This is a genomic window from Phenylobacterium sp. P4_E10, from assembly GCF_056401675.1.
Genome location: NZ_JBFUIW010000008.1, coordinates 14681 through 30842, shown reverse-complemented (window position 1 = coordinate 30842; position 16162 = coordinate 14681). Strand labels below are relative to the sequence as shown.

14 protein-coding genes are annotated in these 16162 nt (G+C 68.8%); 5 read left to right on the top strand and 9 right to left on the bottom strand.

Going from position 1 to position 16162, the window contains the following annotated elements; translation table 11 throughout:
* Positions 1–4 precede the first annotated feature (4 nt).
* Positions 5–1216 (bottom strand): threonine ammonia-lyase, encoded by a 1212-nt coding sequence (locus AC1DQJ_RS11040; RefSeq protein WP_477603161.1) that lies wholly within the window; start codon positions 1214–1216, stop codon positions 5–7.
* 92 nt (positions 1217–1308) lie between these two features.
* On the opposite strand from AC1DQJ_RS11040, the gene AC1DQJ_RS11035 reads away from it, so the two are divergent.
* The gene (locus AC1DQJ_RS11035) at positions 1309–1995 is read left to right on the top strand and encodes a hypothetical protein (RefSeq protein ID WP_477603159.1); all 687 of its coding nucleotides are present in this window, start codon (positions 1309–1311) and stop codon (positions 1993–1995) included.
* Here AC1DQJ_RS11035 and AC1DQJ_RS11030 read toward each other — a convergent pair.
* The 3 genes from AC1DQJ_RS11030 to AC1DQJ_RS11020 all read right to left on the bottom strand — a co-directional run bounded on the left by AC1DQJ_RS11030 (position 1992) and on the right by AC1DQJ_RS11020 (position 6036).
* Complete coding sequence (locus AC1DQJ_RS11030; protein WP_477603157.1) at positions 1992–3077, bottom strand: GNAT family N-acetyltransferase; 1086 nt, start codon at positions 3075–3077, stop codon at positions 1992–1994. The genes AC1DQJ_RS11035 and AC1DQJ_RS11030 overlap by 4 nt on opposite strands.
* 92 nt (positions 3078–3169) lie before the next feature.
* A complete protein-coding gene (locus AC1DQJ_RS11025; RefSeq protein ID WP_477603155.1) occupies positions 3170–4234 on the bottom strand; it encodes a mannose-1-phosphate guanylyltransferase in 1065 nt (354 codons plus the stop codon).
* A complete protein-coding gene (locus AC1DQJ_RS11020) occupies positions 4231–6036 on the bottom strand; it encodes an ABC transporter ATP-binding protein (RefSeq protein WP_477603153.1) in 1806 nt (601 codons plus the stop codon). Before AC1DQJ_RS11020 ends, AC1DQJ_RS11025 begins: the two co-directional genes overlap by 4 nt.
* A 139-nt stretch (positions 6037–6175) precedes the next feature.
* On the opposite strand from AC1DQJ_RS11020, the gene AC1DQJ_RS11015 reads away from it, so the two are divergent.
* Positions 6176–6691 (top strand): D-glycero-alpha-D-manno-heptose-1,7-bisphosphate 7-phosphatase, encoded by a 516-nt coding sequence (locus tag AC1DQJ_RS11015; protein WP_477603151.1) that lies wholly within the window; start codon positions 6176–6178, stop codon positions 6689–6691.
* Positions 6692–6700: 9 nt separating this feature from the next.
* Here the strand turns inward: AC1DQJ_RS11015 and AC1DQJ_RS11010 are convergent, their stop codons facing one another.
* The 4 genes from AC1DQJ_RS11010 to rph form a co-directional block, all read right to left on the bottom strand.
* Positions 6701–7102, bottom strand: a complete 402-nt coding sequence (locus AC1DQJ_RS11010; RefSeq protein WP_477603149.1) for a hypothetical protein — start codon at positions 7100–7102, stop codon at positions 6701–6703.
* A gap of 459 nt (positions 7103–7561) precedes the next feature.
* Positions 7562–11131 carry a fibronectin type III domain-containing protein gene (locus AC1DQJ_RS11005; protein ID WP_477603147.1) on the bottom strand — a complete coding sequence of 1190 codons (3570 nt, stop codon included), beginning with the start codon at positions 11129–11131 and terminating at the stop codon, positions 7562–7564.
* A gap of 87 nt (positions 11132–11218) precedes the next feature.
* Positions 11219–11740: an N-acetyltransferase family protein gene (locus AC1DQJ_RS11000; protein ID WP_477603145.1), complete on the bottom strand. Its 522-nt coding sequence runs from the start codon at positions 11738–11740 to the stop codon at positions 11219–11221.
* Between the two features lie 138 nt (positions 11741–11878).
* Positions 11879–12595 (bottom strand): ribonuclease PH, encoded by a 717-nt coding sequence (gene rph, locus AC1DQJ_RS10995; RefSeq protein WP_477603143.1) that lies wholly within the window; start codon positions 12593–12595, stop codon positions 11879–11881.
* 102 nt (positions 12596–12697) lie between these two features.
* Between rph and hrcA the strand changes: the two genes are divergently transcribed.
* From hrcA to AC1DQJ_RS10980, 3 genes are all read left to right on the top strand, one after another.
* Complete coding sequence (hrcA, locus tag AC1DQJ_RS10990) at positions 12698–13768, top strand: heat-inducible transcriptional repressor HrcA (protein ID WP_477603500.1); 1071 nt, start codon at positions 12698–12700, stop codon at positions 13766–13768.
* Between the two features lie 12 nt (positions 13769–13780).
* The gene (gene grpE, locus AC1DQJ_RS10985; RefSeq protein WP_477603141.1) at positions 13781–14377 is read left to right on the top strand and encodes a nucleotide exchange factor GrpE; all 597 of its coding nucleotides are present in this window, start codon (positions 13781–13783) and stop codon (positions 14375–14377) included.
* A gap of 101 nt (positions 14378–14478) precedes the next feature.
* Entirely contained in the window at positions 14479–15972 is a 1494-nt protein-coding gene (locus tag AC1DQJ_RS10980; protein WP_477603139.1) for a S10 family serine carboxypeptidase-like protein, read from the top strand.
* On the opposite strand, the gene AC1DQJ_RS10975 is transcribed toward AC1DQJ_RS10980, so the two are convergent.
* Positions 15944–16126 carry a hypothetical protein gene (locus AC1DQJ_RS10975; RefSeq protein WP_477603137.1) on the bottom strand — a complete coding sequence of 61 codons (183 nt, stop codon included), beginning with the start codon at positions 16124–16126 and terminating at the stop codon, positions 15944–15946. The genes AC1DQJ_RS10980 and AC1DQJ_RS10975 overlap by 29 nt on opposite strands.
* Between the last annotated feature and the right edge of the window lie 36 nt (positions 16127–16162).

Sequence of the window (16162 nt, the reverse complement as noted above, 5' to 3'; positions counted from 1 at the left end):
GTTCCTAGACGGCGCGGGGCGGATAACCGCGCTCGCGCAGGGCGTCCATGATTTCCTGGGTGTGCTGGGCGTCGCGGGTCTCGATCATGATGTCGAACTCCGCGCCCTTGGCGGGCACGTCCAGGGCCAGGCGGTTGTGCGCCACCTCGATGATGTTGGCGCCCATCTGGCCGATCACCGCCGAGACGGTGGCCAGCAGGCCGGGCCGGTCGTCGCCGATGATCCGCAAGGACACCAGGCGTTGGTCGCGCACCAGTTCACGGGTCAGCACCGAGGCCAGCAGCCGGGTGTCGATATTACCGCCGGTGATGATCAGCCCGACCTTCTTGTTCTTGAACTTGCTGGGATAGGCCAGCAGCGCCGCCAGCGAGGCCGCGCCCGCGCCCTCGACCACGGTCTTCTCGACATTGCAGTACAGCGCCACCGCTCGCTCGAAGTGCGGCTCCTCGATCAGCAGCACCTCGTCGATCAGCGGCCGCGCGATGGCGTAGGAGAGATCGCCCACCTGCTTGACCGCGATGCCCTCGGCGATGGTCGCCCCGCCGCCGGTCACAGTCGCGCCGTTGACGCCGCGCATCTTGGCGGTGAAGGACGGGTACATGGCTGGCTCGACGCCGATTACCTCGACCTTGGGATTGATCGACTTGGCCACCGTCGCGCAGCCGGCGATCAGTCCGCCGCCGCCGATCGGAATCGGCAACGCTTCCAGGTCCGGCACGTCCTCGAACATCTCGAGCGCCACCGTGCCTTGTCCGGCCATCACCTGCAGGTCGTTGAACGGGTGGATGAACGCCAGGTCCCGCTCGTCGCGCAGCTTCAGCGCCACTTCCGAGGCCTCGTCGTAGCTGTCACCCTCCAGCACCACCTGGGCGCCGTGGTTGCGGGTCTGCTGCACCTTCACGAACGGGGTCGAACGCGGCATCACGATGGTCACCGGAATGCCCAGCCGCGCCGCGTGATAGGCCAGGCCCTGGCTGTGGTTGCCGGCCGAGGCGGCGATCACGCCGCGCCCGCGCTCATTGTCCGACAGTTGCAGCAGCGTGTTGAGCGCACCGCGCTCCTTGTAGGCGGCCGTGAACTGCAGGTTCTCGAACTTCACCCATACCTCGGCCCCAGTAATCTCCGACAGCGTCCGCGAATGGCGGCAGGGCGTGCGCTCGATGTGCCCTTTCAGGCGATCGGCGGCGGCGCGGATGTCGTCGATGGAAAGCGTCATGTCGGAGCCGATGTGAGAGGTGGCTCACGTCTAACGACGCAAACCCCTTACCGCAATGGAGCCGGACCGATTGCCGGGGTATGGGTGGCGATGTGACCCGCACGCCGCACATCCCCGCCGATGCGACCGCCCAACAGGCCCGCGCGCTCCTGGAAGCCGCCGGCTGGCGTGAGGTCGGAATCGGCGACTGGTCCTGGGTGCTGGCCGATCCCGATGACCGGCTGGCCGCGCGTGTGACCCCGTTCGACCCCGCCTATCGCCTGCACGCCGAGGCGATGCTCGAAGGCCCGGCCAACCGCTGGCTACCGCGCATCGAGACTCTGCTGCCGATCGCCGGCGACGGCTACGTGGTGGTGATGGAGCGGCTATGGCCTGCGCAGGAGGATCCCGCCGCCGCCTTCTGCGCCGCCTTGGGAGTCCGCAACGACAGCGGCTATCAGCTGCGCGAGGACCTGACCTTCGAAGACGCCGACGCCGATCTCTCCGCCTTGCGCGAGCGCATTCTCGCCCTCATCGCCGAGGGCGCGCGCCGCTACCGCCTCTGGGGCGGCTCGGACATCCGGCCCGGCAATGTGATGGTCAACGCCAACGGCGACCTGAAGCTGGTCGATCCGGTGTTCGTGCGGGGACGGTCGATTATCGAGGCGATCGCCGGCGGGCGCGCCGACCTGTTGGTGGACTTCACCGGCGCCGAACTGGAAGCCTTCCTGACCATCCCGCCGTTCAAGCCCGGCGTGGAAACCGACGCGCTGCGGGCGAAACTGGCCGCCATCCTCTAGACCCGAAGGCCGCGCAGCACGTCCATCCGCCGCATGGCCTTGCCCGGCAGTTCGGAGACCTTGCCCAGCGGCAACGCTTCGGCCGCGCGCCGCACGCCATAGGCCGCGCGCGAGGCCAGCGCGGCCGGCGAGGGCAGGCCTACGAAGCCGTGGGTCACCCACAGCCCCTCATTGGCCAGCTCGCGCTTGAACCGATAGTCGCCGGGACCGAGGTCCAGCCGGCAATAGGGCGTTCCGTCCATCCAGCGCAGGATGTCCTGAAACAGCAGGATGCCGGGCGAATAGCGCTCAAACTCGGCGTCATGAGCGATAATCCAGCCATGGACGGTCTTGGCGCCGTGCAGATGCAGGTGGGCCGCCGCCAGCCGGTCGCCAAAATGCAGGGTGAACAGCGCCGCGCCGAAATTTGCATCCCCGGTCTCGAACAGCCGGCGCAACAGGGCGCTCGTCCAGTTGGTCTCGAAGATGTCGGTCTGGCCGGTGGCGCGGTATTGGGCGCTCTTCCAGTCGAGCAGTTGGTCCAGGTCGGCGCAAGACTGCGAGAACGCCTGGAACCTCGCCGGACCCACCTCGCGCTCGACCTTGCGCCGCTTCTTGTCGCTGTCCTTCAGCACCGATTTGCCGGCCGCCCGGCGCTCGGCCTCGTAGGCCTGATAGCCGCCGGAAACGTCGACCACGTGCGACAGGGTCCGGCCCCGCGCATGGCCCGCGAACGGAGCCTGGCCCTCAATCATGTGGGTGAAATCGAGACGATGGACGCTCAGCGCCTGCACCAGTCGCATGGGGTCGAGCAAGACACCGGGTTCGGCGACCAGGCCCTGGTAGTCGCACATGGGCGCTCCGACGGGCATCGCCGTGTAGGTTCCTACCCGGGCCGGAAAGAACCCCACCTCGCGGCCGCCGTCCTTCAGCACCGCCACCCGGACGCCGCGAGCACTCTTCCCCTGGACGCCCTCCACCTCACGCGCCCAGCGCGGAGACAGGAACGGGGAGTCCAAAGTGATGTCGCCAGCCTGCAGTTCCGCCCAGCGCTCAAGGCTGGCCGGCGAGAGGTCCTGCGGGCGAACGACGTCGATGTCCAAGGGAGTGCGATCCTGGGGGCGAACGCCGCGACCCTAGCTTCGAAGTCTTTCGAGGAGGTTTCGGCAACCCACGCTAGCGCGCCAGCGCCCCCCTAGAGTAGATCCCCGCGGCCTCCGGCCTTCAGCGCCTCGACGCCCTCGCGCACCGCGCCTGGCGCATCGCGGCGAGTGACCAGCACCACGCCGTTGTCGACTACGACGACTAGGTCCTCGACCCCGGCCAGCACCACCGTCGGCCCGTCGCTGCGCACCAGGCAGTCGCGGCTCTGCACCGCCACCACCTCGCCCTCGAGCGCGTCGCCGGACGCGGTCTTCTCCGACAGCTCCCACAGCGCGCCCCAATTGCCGACGTCGGCCCAGCCGATATCGGCCTCGACTACGCTCGCGCGGTCGGTCTTCTCCATCACCGCCACGTCGATGGCGATGCTTGGCGCCTGCAGGAAGGCGCCCGACAGCGCCACCACGTCGCCGTTGCGCGCCGCGCCGGCCACCGCCGCTTCGGCCGCCGCCGCGATTTCCGGCGCCAGGACCCGCGCCTGATCCAGGAAGGCGCCGGCCTTGAACAGGAACATGCCCCCGTTCCAGCTGTAGTTGGGATCGGCGACGAACCGCGTGGCGGTCTCGAGGTCGGGTTTCTCCACAAAGCTCGCCACCTTGCGAACCGCCCCTTCGCCCTTCGCCTGGATGTAGCCATAGATGGTCGCCGGCCCGGTGGGCTTGAGGCCCAGCAACACGATCTCGCCGGCCTCCGCCGCGGCGCGTCCGGCCTCGATCGCCGCGTGCAGCGCATCGACGTCGGCGACCAGATTGTCGGCGTGCATCAGCACCATCAGCGCCTCGGGATCGCGTCTCGCCCCATAGGCCGCCGCCGCCACCGAAGCCGGGGCGGTGTTGCGCGGCGCCGGCTCGGTGATCAGCGCCGCCGGGGTGATCCCGACCTCCGAAAGCTGCTTGCGCGCCAGGTCGGCATGGGCTGCGGCGCAGACCACCACCGGAGCTTCGAACAACTCGCCGGTCAGCCGCAGGGCAGTGTCCTGGATCAGGGTGTGCTCGCCGCCCAGGCGGTGGAACTGCTTGGGCCGGGCGCCCCGCGACAGCGGCCACAACCGCGTGCCGGCTCCGCCGGACATCAGCACGGGAACGATCTTGCGGCTCATGCCTGGTCAAACTCGCTGACCAGGTGGCCCGGCGCGATCTCTCTCAACTGCGGGGAATAGACCGGCGCGTTGGGATCGACGCTGAGCTTGGACGGCAGGAACCGCAGGGCGCTGCGCGGATCCATCGGCGAGGGCGGCTCGCCGGTCAGCCGGATGCGCTTGCGGCTGCGCTCGCGCACGGGATCGGGGATCGGCGCGGCCGACAGCAGCGCCTTGGTGTAGGGGTGCTGCGGCGCTTCGTAGAGCTGCTCGCGGCTGGCCTCCTCCATCACTCGGCCCAGATAGAGCACCATCACCCGGTGGCTGATCTCGCGAACCACCGCCAGGTCGTGGCTGATGAAGATCATCGCCATGCCCATCTGCTTCTGCAGCTCGATCAGCAGGTCGATGATCTGCGCGCGGATCGAGACGTCGAGCGCCGACACCGCCTCGTCGCAGATCACCAGCTTGGGCTGCAAAATCATCGCCCGGGCGATGCCCACGCGCTGGTTTTGGCCGCCGGACAGCTCATGCGGATAGCGGTTGATCAGGGTGGTGGAGAGGCCCGCCCGCTCCATCATCGCCCGCACTTCCAGTTCGCGGGCGGCATGGTTCAGGTTGGGCCGGAACACCCGCAGCGGCTCGGCGATGGAGTCGCCGACGGTCATGCGTGGATCGAGGCTGGCCAGCGGGTCCTGGAACACGATCTGCAGGTCGCGGCGGGCGTTGCGCATCGATTCGCGGTCGGCATGGGTGATGTCGCGGCCCAGCACCGTCACCGCCCCCTCGGTCGGCGGGATCAGGTTGAGCACCGCCCGCGACAGGGTGGACTTGCCACAGCCGCTCTCGCCGACAACGCCCAGGGTCTCGCCCTGCCGCACCTGGAACGAGACGCCGTCCACGGCCCGCAGCGCCGTCTTGGCGCCGAACGCGCCCTGGCGGACCGGGAAATGCACCTTGATGTCGCGGCCCTCGACCACCACCGGCGCGTCGGCCGCCACCGGGGCGAGCGTCGGGCGTCCGCCGCGGTCCTCGCGGTCGAGCCGCGGGATCGCCGCCAGCAGCGCCTGGGTGTACGGGTCCTTGGGCGCGGCGAACAGAGACGTGGCCTCGCCCTCCTCGACATAGGCCCCGTTCTTCATCACGCAGACCCGGTCGGCCAGCCGGGCGATGACGCCCATGTCGTGGGTGATCAACACCATGGCCGCGCCGGTCTCCCGGCCGAGCTCGGCCATCAGGTCGAGGATCTCGGCCTGCACCGTCACGTCCAGCGCCGTGGTCGGCTCGTCGGCGATCAGCAACTCGGGCGAGCAGGCCATCGCCGCGGCGATCATCACCCGCTGGCGCATTCCGCCCGACAGTTCGTGCGGATACTGGGTCATCCGCCGCTCGGCCTCGGGGATGCGGACACGCTTCAGCCAGTCCTTGGCGTGGGCCTTCGCCGCCGCATCGCTCATGCCCAGGTGCAGGCGCAGCGGCTCGGCGATCTGCTCACCTATCCGGACGTGCGGGGTCAGGGCGGTCAGCGGGTCCTGGAAGATCATCGTCATCTTCGAGCCGCGGATCTTGTTCAACGCCCGCGGCTTCATCCCCAGCAGTTCCTGGCCCTTGAACTTGATCGAGCCGCTGGCCTTGCCGTTGGCGGCCAGCAGGCCCATCGCCGCCATGAAGGTCTGGCTCTTGCCCGAGCCGCTCTCGCCGACCACGCCCAGCACTTCGCCGCGGCCCACGGCCAGCGAGACGCCGCGCACGGCGCTGACCAGCCCGTCATGGGTTCGAAAATCGATCTTCAGGTCGTCGATGGACAGGACAGGATCGGCCAATGGAAGCCTCTGGCAACGGGATGACGGCGGACCATAGAATCCGTTAGGGGCCGATAGATACCGGTTTTGGCGAAGCCATGGCGAAAGCCCGCGCCGCCACCCACATCTTTGGTTAGACTGCGTTGGTGAGCCACGCCCGATGAGTACGCCCCGCCCTGCCCTGTTCCTCGACCGAGACGGCGTCCTGAACGAAGACCCCGGTTATGTGCACCGCTGGGAGGACTTCCACTGGATTCCGGGCGCGCGCGAAGCGGTCGCAGCTTTCAACCGGGCCGGCTGGTGGGTGTTCGTGGTGACCAATCAGTCCGGGGTCGGGCGCGGGTACTACGCCGAGGACGACGTCATCACCCTGCACGCCCGCATGGCCGACAGCCTGGCCGAGATCGAGGCGCGCATCGACGCCTTCTACTATTGCCCGCATCATCCGGACGCCCAGGTCGAGGCCTATCGCCATCCCGATCCGCCGGACCGCAAGCCCAACCCCGGCATGATCCTGCGCGCCCTGGCCGAGTGGCCGGTGGACCTGTCGCGTTCCATCATGGTCGGCGACAAGGACTCCGACCTGGAGGCCGCCGCCCGCGCCGGCCTTCGCGCCCTGCACTTCACCGGCGGCGACCTGGCTAAGTTCCTTGAGGCTGAGCTGGCGGAAGCCTAGCGCCGATCCTCATCCGGTCGCGCCGACCGTCAGGGTGTAGTTGGCGGTCTCGCCGCGACGCGCGGCGTTGCGCATCAGATAGACATGGATCGTGTAGTCGCCGGTCTTCGGAACTACGCCCTTGAAGCTGCCGCCCGAGGTCGAACCGATGAACATCGCGCTGTCGGCGCCCGGTGCGGTGACGTTGAAGTAGCTCGAGGCGTTGCTGGTCTTCATGTCGACCTTCAAGGTCTGGCCAGCGCGGAGTCCGACCACGTAATTGACGCCGTCATAGCCCTTCACCGACCCCTTGATCGCCTTGGCGCTGGCCCCCTTGGCGAACTGCATCCGCTCGGTACGCGTCTTGTCCTGCGCGAGGGCGGGGGTGGCCAATAACAGGGCCAGGCCGACGACGGCGGTGCGACGCAACATGCTTGGTCTCCGTGAACCTATGCCGCATCGCGGCCTCCCGAGCTTCGGAAACGCTCTAACCTAATTTGCGATCCCGCGGGCGTCATCGTGCCCGGAATAGTCGGCAAGCAGGACCTTCAGGGACATCCAAGCCGCGGTCCGGGGCGTCCATGCCCTCAACTTGTGCCCACGGCGTCAAAAATGTCCCTTACCACTTGCGGCGCCGCAAACTTCGCCTTATGTGCACCGCAACAAATTGCTGCAACGCACCAATGGAGATGGACATGGCCCGCGCCATTGAACAAATCATCGACTGGATGCTCGGCCCGTTCGCCCGCGAACTGGCGCGCATGCCCGCTTCGTCGTTCCGCTATCTGCTGAACGGCTTCTAAGGAGCGCCGCGGCTCCTCCCTCCCCCTGCCGCGCGCCCCTCACAAGAGACGCCGCCCCGTCCTCCCCGGGGCGGCGTTTTCGTTTCCGCTACTTGCGGCCGGCCTGGCCGCGATAGGTGACGCTCACCGCATAGCCGTTGCTGTCGAGCTCCGAACCGTCCTCGCGACGATAGCCCAGCGACAGCAGCCAGCCGGCCGGCAGGTCGATGTCCAGCCCCAGCCCCAGCACCACCGCATCGTCGTTGAAGCTGCGCAGCGACAGCACGTAGTCGCTGGTCGCCGGGTTCAGCACAAAGTTGATCGCCTGGTCGCCGTTGTTCTGCAGCGCGGCGCGATACTCGATCATCCAGGAGGGCCGAAAGCCGGCGCCGCCCCGTTTGAACAGCCTGCTCCCCTCGATCCCGACAGCCAGGCTGGAGTTGTCGATCGTCTGCTCGCGATAGGCCAGGTCGAACGAGCCCAACCCGACTTCGCGATAGGCCTCCAGTTCGGTGCGGCTGGCGTCGAGGCGGCCATAGCCTGACAGACTGCCGCGGACGCCGCGCTGCTCGTAGCCGAGGGTCAGCGAGCCGAACCACTGGTCGCCGCTGCGGTCAGCAGTGGCCAGCGCAGCGGCTTCGTCGCTCCAGCGGGTCATGTCGAAGTCGAGCCGCCCCCAACCGATCAGGCCGTCGGCGAACACGTGCTCGCCTGCGCGCCAGAGGCCGTATGCGGAGACCGACCCTTGGCTGCCGTCCATGCCGGAGGGCGAGCCGCCAAAGTCGGTGTCGTTCCAGCCCAGGCCCGCCGACGCGCCGACCACCAGCGTCTCGCCGATGCTCCGGTCGAGGCCGATGCTGACCCCTTCGCTGCGCACATCGAACCCAGCGAAGCCCGCGCTTCCGGCGCGCTCGTCGAATATCAGCGCACCGGCGGTCCAAAGTCCCCAGCCTTCCGGCAGGACGCCGCCGCCCTCGCCCAGGCCAAGCGTTCCGGTCGGCAGGCTCATGCCGCGGCCAGCCGCGTTCTGCAGGTTGAAGGTCAGGCCGTTGCTGAAGCCGTTCGCCCCGCCCGCGCTGCGCAAGCTCCGCAGACGCGACTGCACATTGACCTGCTGGGCGGTGGCGAAGCGGACGGCGGCGTCGACTTGCGATTGGCTGGCGGCGGCTACGGTTGGATCCGAGACCGGATTGGGCCGTGCACTCACCGTCAGCGTCAGGCTGGCCGCGCCGGCTCCATAGTCGCCGTCGGCGGCCTGGCTGGCGGTCAGGATCGCCGTCCCCGGCCCGACGATCGCCACCGACCGCCCGTTGACCCGGGCCACGCCTGCATCGCTGCTGGCGAAGCTGAAGGCGCCCTTGCTGTCGCTCCTGGGATCGGCGAGGTCGAAGGCGGGATCGCCAAAGGTCTTGGCCAGATCGCCGGTCCAGCTGAGGCTTGGCGTCGCCGTGGCGATACGCACATCCAGCCGCACGGTCGGCGCAGCAAAATGGCTGTCGTCGCCGGCCTGGTCGGCGGTGATCGTGCAGGTCCCGGCCGCCAGCATGCTAACTGTCGCGCCGCTGATCGAGCAGACCTTCGCGCTGGCCGGCGCGATCGCAAACACCACCGGGCTGGACGAACCCCCGCTCGCCGCGCTGACGCCGAACGTCCCGCCCGGCTTGAACACCGGCGCGGCCGGATTGACCGTGAGGCCGGTGATCGCCTGGTCGACTTGCTGCGGGGGCGGCGGCTCCGGCGGCGCGACCGGCGTCACGCTCAATGACGCGCCGGACGGCGATCCGGTCCCAACGCCATTGGTCGCCCTGATCGTGAAGCTGTAGGCGACTCCGTTGGTCAGGCCCGAGAACACGCACGGCGAAGCCACCGCACAGGCTGCCGTCGCCCCGCCCGGAGCGGCGGTCAGGGTGTAGCCGGTGAGCGCGACGCCGCCGGTCGACACGGGCCGCGTGAAGGCCACGCTCACCTGACGGTCGCCTGGCGTGACGGCGGTGATGGCCGGGGCGCCGGGAACCACCGCATTGACTGTGAACGTGCGGGTCACCTGGCCCGCCGGCAGGTAGCTGCCGTTCCCAACCTGGTCGGCGTTGATCGTGCAGGTCCCCGCCGAGACGAAGGTCAATGCGCCGCCGCTGGTGATCGTGCAGACTCCGGTCGTGCTGGAGGTGAAGGTCGGCGTCAGACCGGAGTCCGCGGTCGCCGTGAAGGTCGGGGTGGTCCCGAAGTTCTGCGCTCCAGGAGCAGCGAAGGTGATGGTCTGGGTCGCGGCAGGGATCGCGCTGGCGCTGGCGCTCGACGCCGGCCCGGTTCCGGCGAGATTGCTCGCCGTCACCGTGAACGTATAGGGCTGCCCGTTGGTCAGGCCGGTGACGACGATCGAGGGCCCGGCTCCGTTGACCGGCGCCACATCGGCTGGGCTGGTGGTGACCGTGTAGTTGGTGATTGCCGCCCCGCCGGTGTTGGTCGGCGCCGTGAAGCTCACCTGCATCTGGGTGTCGCCGCGGATGACGGTCACGCCCGTCGGGGCGCCAGGAGCCACGGCGCTGACGTTGAACGTCTGACTGACCTGGGTCGCCCTCAGGAAGCCGGGAGCACCCGCCTGATCGGCGTTGATGGTGCAGCTGCCCGTCGTGACGAAAGTCAGCGCTCCGCCCGGCGTGATCGTGCAGACCCCGGTCGTCGAGGAGGTGAAACGCACCGTCAGGAACGAGCTGGAGGTCGCCGAGAGGGTCGGGGTGGTCCCGAAATTCTGTACGCCGGGATTGTTGAAGGTAATCGTCTGGGGCATCCCCGGCATGACGCTGTTGGACGCCGCCGACGCCGGCCCTTCGCCTGCCGAATTCGTGGCGGTCACCGAGAAGCTGTAGGCGAGCCCGTTGGTCAGGCCGGTGATGGTGATCGGGCAGGCCGTCGGCCCGGCGCAGGTTCCGGTTGCGCCCCCGGGACTGGCGGTCGCCGTGTACGTCGTGATGGTCGAGCCGCCGTTGCTGGCGGGCGCCGAAAAGGTGACCGAAGCCTCGGCGTCGCCCGCCGTGGCCGTGCCGATGTTCGGCGCGCTTGGGATGATGGCGTTGACGGTGAACGTCTGGGCGACCGGCGTCGCGGCGTTCCAGCTTCCGTTCCCGGCCTGGTTGGCTTCGATGGTGCAGCTGCCCGCCCTGACGAAGGTCAAGATCCCGCCGCTGGTGATCGTGCAGACGCCGGTTGTGCTGGAGCTGAACGTCGCGGCCAGGCTGGACGTGCCCGTCGCCGACAGTGTCGGCGTCGTCCCGAAGTTCTGCGCGCCCGGATTTGCGAAGGTGATCGTCTGATTGCCCTTCGGCGTGGCGCTGTTCGACGCGCCCGAGGCCAGGCTCGTCCCGTCGGCGTTGGTCGCCGTGACGGTGAAGGTATAGGCCGTGCCGTTGGTGAGGCCGGTGACCGTGGCCGTGCAGGCCGCCGGTCCCGCGCAGGTGCCGAACGCTCCGCCGGGGCTGGCGGTCGCGGTGTACGTCGTGATGGCAGAGCCGCCGTTGCTGACCGGCGCCGTGAAGGTGACGCTGACCTGGCCGTCGCCAGCGGTGGCCGTGCCGATGGTCGGGGCGTCGGGCGCGACGGCGTGGGCCGCCTGCGGCAGCGCCACGAGCGCCATGGCTGCGAAGGTCGCCGCCAGCCTCCGCGCGTGTAAGGTGAATCGCATCGCCGCCCCCTCAACCAGGGGGTTAGCAATCACGGGCTAGTTGCCAAATTACAAACGAGGATGATTAGCCCACAGGCTTTCCCCCGATCAGTCGAGGCGCCGGTAAAAGAAGGTGGTGTCGCAGAGCTGGCCGTCGGGCGTGAGCGCATAGTCGGGCACCACGCCTACCCGCAGCCATCCCGACCGCTCATAGAGCCGCTCGGCCTCGGGGCTGGCGGTGTCGAGGACCAGCAGGGTCTTGCCCGCCGCCCGCGCCGCATCCTCGACCGCGCTCATCAGCGCTGCCCCCAGACCGCGCTTCCGGGCGCTCTGGCGCACCAGCATCTTGGAGACGTCGGCCCGGTGCGGCTGGTTCTCCGGCTGGCCGACCACCAGCATCACTGTCCCAAGGATCTCGCCGGCCTCCTCAGCGACGATCAGCACCCGCTCGCCCGCCGCCACGCCGGCCGCCATGTCGCGCCAGAAGGCCTCCGCCTTGGCCCGCTCCAGCGGCGCCATGAAACTCACCGAAGCGCCGCCCTCGACGCAGTCGATCAGCACCTCGGCCAGGGCCGAGACCTGCGCCTGCGCCTGCGCCTCCTGCGCTGACAGCACACGAACGATGGTCATGCTCCAAATCCCCTGAAGGATCGTCATGGCCGGGTCGCCAGGTCCCGGCCATCCACAAACTCGAGACCGTCCGGAAATGTCTGCGCCGATGGATCCCCGGCACGCATGCGCGGCCGAGGAAGACGAGCTATTGGGCGCCTAGCGGCCGGTCACCGCCCGCTGCAGTTCGCACAGCTCGGCGATACCCTTGCGGGCAAGGCCGAACAGCGACTCGAACTCGTCCTGGGTGAACCCGCGCTTCTCGCCGGTGGCCTGGATCTCGACGATGTCGCCCTTGCCGGTCAGCACGAAGTTGGCGTCGGCCTCGGCGTTGGAGTCTTCCTCGTACTCCAGGTCCAGAACCGGCACGTTGTTGAACACGCCGCAGGAAATCGCCGCTACCTGGTCGAGGATCGGGTCCTTGGTGATCACGCCCTCGTCCAGCAGGTACTGGGTGGCCGTGCGCAGCGCCACCCAGGCGCCGGTGATCGCCGCGGTGCGGGTGCCGCCGTCGGCCTGGATCACGTCGCAATCGATGGAGATCTGGCGCTCGCCGAGCGCCACCGGGTCGATGATCGCCCGCATCGAGCGGCCGATCAGCCGCTGGATTTCCTGCGTGCGGCCCGATTGTTTGCCTTCCGAGGCCTCGCGGCGGCCGCGAGTGTGGGTGGCGCGCGGCAGCATGCCGTACTCGGCCGTCACCCAGCCCACGCCCCGGCCGCGCATGAAGCCGGGCACCCGGTCCTCGACGCTGGCGGTGATCAGCACCTTGGTGTGGCCGAAGCTGGCCAGGCACGAGCCTTCCGCGTAACGGTTGATCCCGGTCTCCAGGGTCACGGAGCGAAGCATGTCGGGCGTGCGGTCGGAGGGGCGCATGGTGGTCCTTAGAGTAGGCCGAGGGGTCTGGCGTCTTGCGTCGGGCGGCTTATCCTAGATGCGAGAGGTTCCGTCCATGGCCCTGACCGAGCACTGCCCTCCATCGTGACCAGTCCCCTGCTTTCCCCCGGGCCATCGCTCGCCGAGCTGGACGAGCGCGCACGCGACATCTTCCGGCGCGTGGTCGAGAGCTATCTGGACACCGGCGAGCCGGTCGGCTCGCGCACCCTGTCCAAGGGCGGCATCCACCTGTCCCCGGCCTCGATCCGCAACACCATGCAGGACCTGACCCAGCTCGGCCTGCTAGGCGCGCCGCACATCAGCGCTGGCCGGGTGCCGACCCACGCCGGCCTGCGCCTGTTCGTCGACGGCCTGCTGGAGGTCGGCGACGTCGCCGAAGACGACCGCCGCAACATCGAGGCGCGGCTGTCGGCCAAGGGTCGCAACTTCGAAGAGGCCCTGAACGAAGCCTCTGCCGTGCTCTCGGGCCTGGCCGGCGGGGCCGGCATCGTCGTCACCCCGGTCCGCGACGCCGGCGTCAAGCACGTGGAGTTCGTCGCCCTCTCCATCGACCAGGCCCTGGCGGTCATGGTCTTTGAGGACGGGGTGGTCGAGAATCGCCTGATGCGCCTGGCGGCCGGCGTGACGCCTTCGTCGCTGCAGGAAGCCTCGAACTTCATGAACGCCCGGCTGCGCGGCCGCACGCTCGGCGAGGCGGGGGCTGAGATCCGCAGTGAATTGGACGCCGCCCGACGGCAGCTCAACGAGACCGCCGCCAAGCTGGTCGAGGACGGCATGGCCGCCTGGAGCGGCGGCGAGGCCGGCGACCGCGCCCTGATCGTCCGCGGCCACGCCAACCTGCTCGGCGACCGCGAAACCCTCGACGATCTCGAACGGGTGCGGATGCTGTTCGATGATCTTGAACAAAAGGAACAGCTTATCGGTTTGCTGGATGACGTGCGGCAGGCCCAGGGCGTGCGCATTTATATCGGGGCCGAAACGCGACTCTTTTCGCTTTCGGGTTCCGCGGTGATCGCCGCTCCCTATATGACGGGCCGACAGAAGGTGCTCGGCGCGATCGCGGTGATCGGTCCGGCCCGCCTAAACTATGCCCGGGTCATCCCGCTGGTGGATTATACCGCCCGCGTGCTGTCCCAGGTGACGAACGCGTAGAGGATTTAGAAGATGTCCGACGATCAAACGCCGGCCGAAGACTTCAACGAGATCGCCGATTCCGCGGCCGAGGAGCTGATCGCCCTGCGCGCCGAGAACCAGGCCCTGAAAGACCAGGTGCTTCGCGTCGCCGCCGAGGCCGAGAACACCAAGCGTCGCGCTGAGCGCGAGGCCAACGACGCGCGCGCCTACGCAATCCAGAAGTTCGGCCGCGACCTGCTGAACGTCGCCGACACCCTCGACCGCGCCCTCGCCGCTCCGGTGGAGGACCCGGCGGTGAAGAACTTCGTGGTCGGCATGGAAATGACCCAGAAGGCCCTGCAAGGCGCCTTCGAGACCAACGGCCTGAAGAGGATCGACCCGCCCGCTGGCGAGAAGTTCGACCCCCACCTGCACCAGGCGGTGATGGAGCAGCCCTCGACCGAAGTCGCCGGCGGCGGCGTCATCCAGGTGTTGCAGCCGGGCTATGAATTGCTCGGCCGGTTGATCCGCCCGGCCATGGTCGTGGTCGCAGCCAAGGGTTCGGGCGCCGCCGAGCCCGCCGCCCCCGCCAACCCCTATGCCGCCAACGACGGCGAGGCCGGTGGCGCGGTCGACACCAAGGCGTAGTCCTTTTCGTCCCACGCGCGGCGCAAAATTCATGCGCGCCGCGCCACTGACGGCCAAGCCTTCGAATAAACCCCGCCGGCGTTTTGGGCGATGATCGGGGCATGATCCTTCGTCGCCTCGCCATCGCCCTCGTCGCCACCGCCTGCCTGGCGGCGCCAGCATTGGCCCAAACTACGGCCGTCCGCACAGTCGCCCCGCTGGTCAGCGGCGACGAGACCATCGTCGTCACCACGCACCGAGTGCAGACCACCGCCGGACCGCTGGACTACGAGGCCCGCATCGGCCGGCTGCCGATCCGCAACGACGAGACCGGCCAGGTCCGCGGCTATGTCGGTTTCATCGCCTATGTCGTGAAGCCCAAGGGCCCGCCGCGCCCCCTGACCTTCCTCTGGAACGGGGGCCCGACCACCCCGTCGGTCCTGGTCCACACCGAGGTGTTCGGCCCCAAGCGCTGGACGCACGAGGGCATGGTCGACAACGCTGAGACCCTGCTGACCGCCAGCGATCTGGTGTTCTTCGACCCGGTCGGCACGGGCTTTGGCCGCCCGGCCAAGCCCGAGTTCGCGCAGGAGTTCTATTCGACGCTGGGGGACTTCGCCGCCACCGCCGAATTCGTTCGCGCCTACCGCGTTCGGTTCGGCGCCGTCGACCAACCGCTGTTCCTCGGCGGCGAGAGCTACGGGACCTGGCGGGTCAACGGCGCCACCGAGCTGCTGACCAAGGCCGGCATCCCGGTGAAGGGTGCGATCCTGATCTCCGGCGGCGTGCCCGGCTCGCTAATGTCGCCGCAGTTCCAGGACGCCATGTACGTCCAGGCCCGGACGGCCGCGGCCTTCGAGCTGAAGAAGCTGGCGCCTGACCTGATGGCCGATAAGGCCAAGACCCTGAAGGCGGCGGACGCCTGGGCCAGCGGCGTCTACCTGCCGGCCCTAGAGCGGCTGGCCACCCTCACCCCGGCCGAGCGCGAGAAGATCGCCGAAGGCCTGGCCCGTTTCACCGGCGTCAAGGCTTCGCAGATCGACCGCAAGACCCTGGTCATGAACAACCGCGCCTATCTCTCGGGGCTTTACGCAGGCGACCCCAAGAAGGCGCTCAACACCTACGACATGCGGATCGTCGGCCCCGAGGTGGACGACCCGACCCGGCCGGCGACCATAGCGGCCTACTTCCGCGAGGAACTCGGCTTCGCCACCGACTTGGCCTACACCGGCCTGGAGGACGGCTACATGCCGCTGCCCGGCGCAAAGCGCCGCAGCACCGGCGAGCGCTGGGACTACAATCACGTCGAGCTGACCCCCGAGGTCATGGCCCGCATGAGCGGCGGCGGCGGCCCGCCGCTCTCCCAGCCCTGGCTCCAGAACGCCATGCGCCAGGACCCGGGCATTCGGGTCTATGTCGCCGCCGGCCGCTATGATTCGCTGAACATGTGCGAGGGCAACCTGCGCATGAGCGGAAAGCTGGAACCGGCCCTGGCCAGCCGTTTCACTCACGTCTGCTACGAGGGCGGCCACATGATGTACCGCGACCAACCGACCCGCCTGCAGCTCGCCCGCGACCTGACCAAGTTCATCCAGGAGGCGGCCGCCGTACGCTGAGGTCAGCCCAGCCGATTTCGACGGCGTTTCCAACCTTCCGGTCGCAAAGCCACCCGCCTGCCGCCGCCACCGCCACCGCCACCGCCACCGCCACCGCCACCGCCACCGCCACCGCCACCGCCACCGCCACCGCCACCGCCACCGCCACCGCCACCGCTTCCCGTGGGTCCGAAATCCGGGCTTGCCGGAA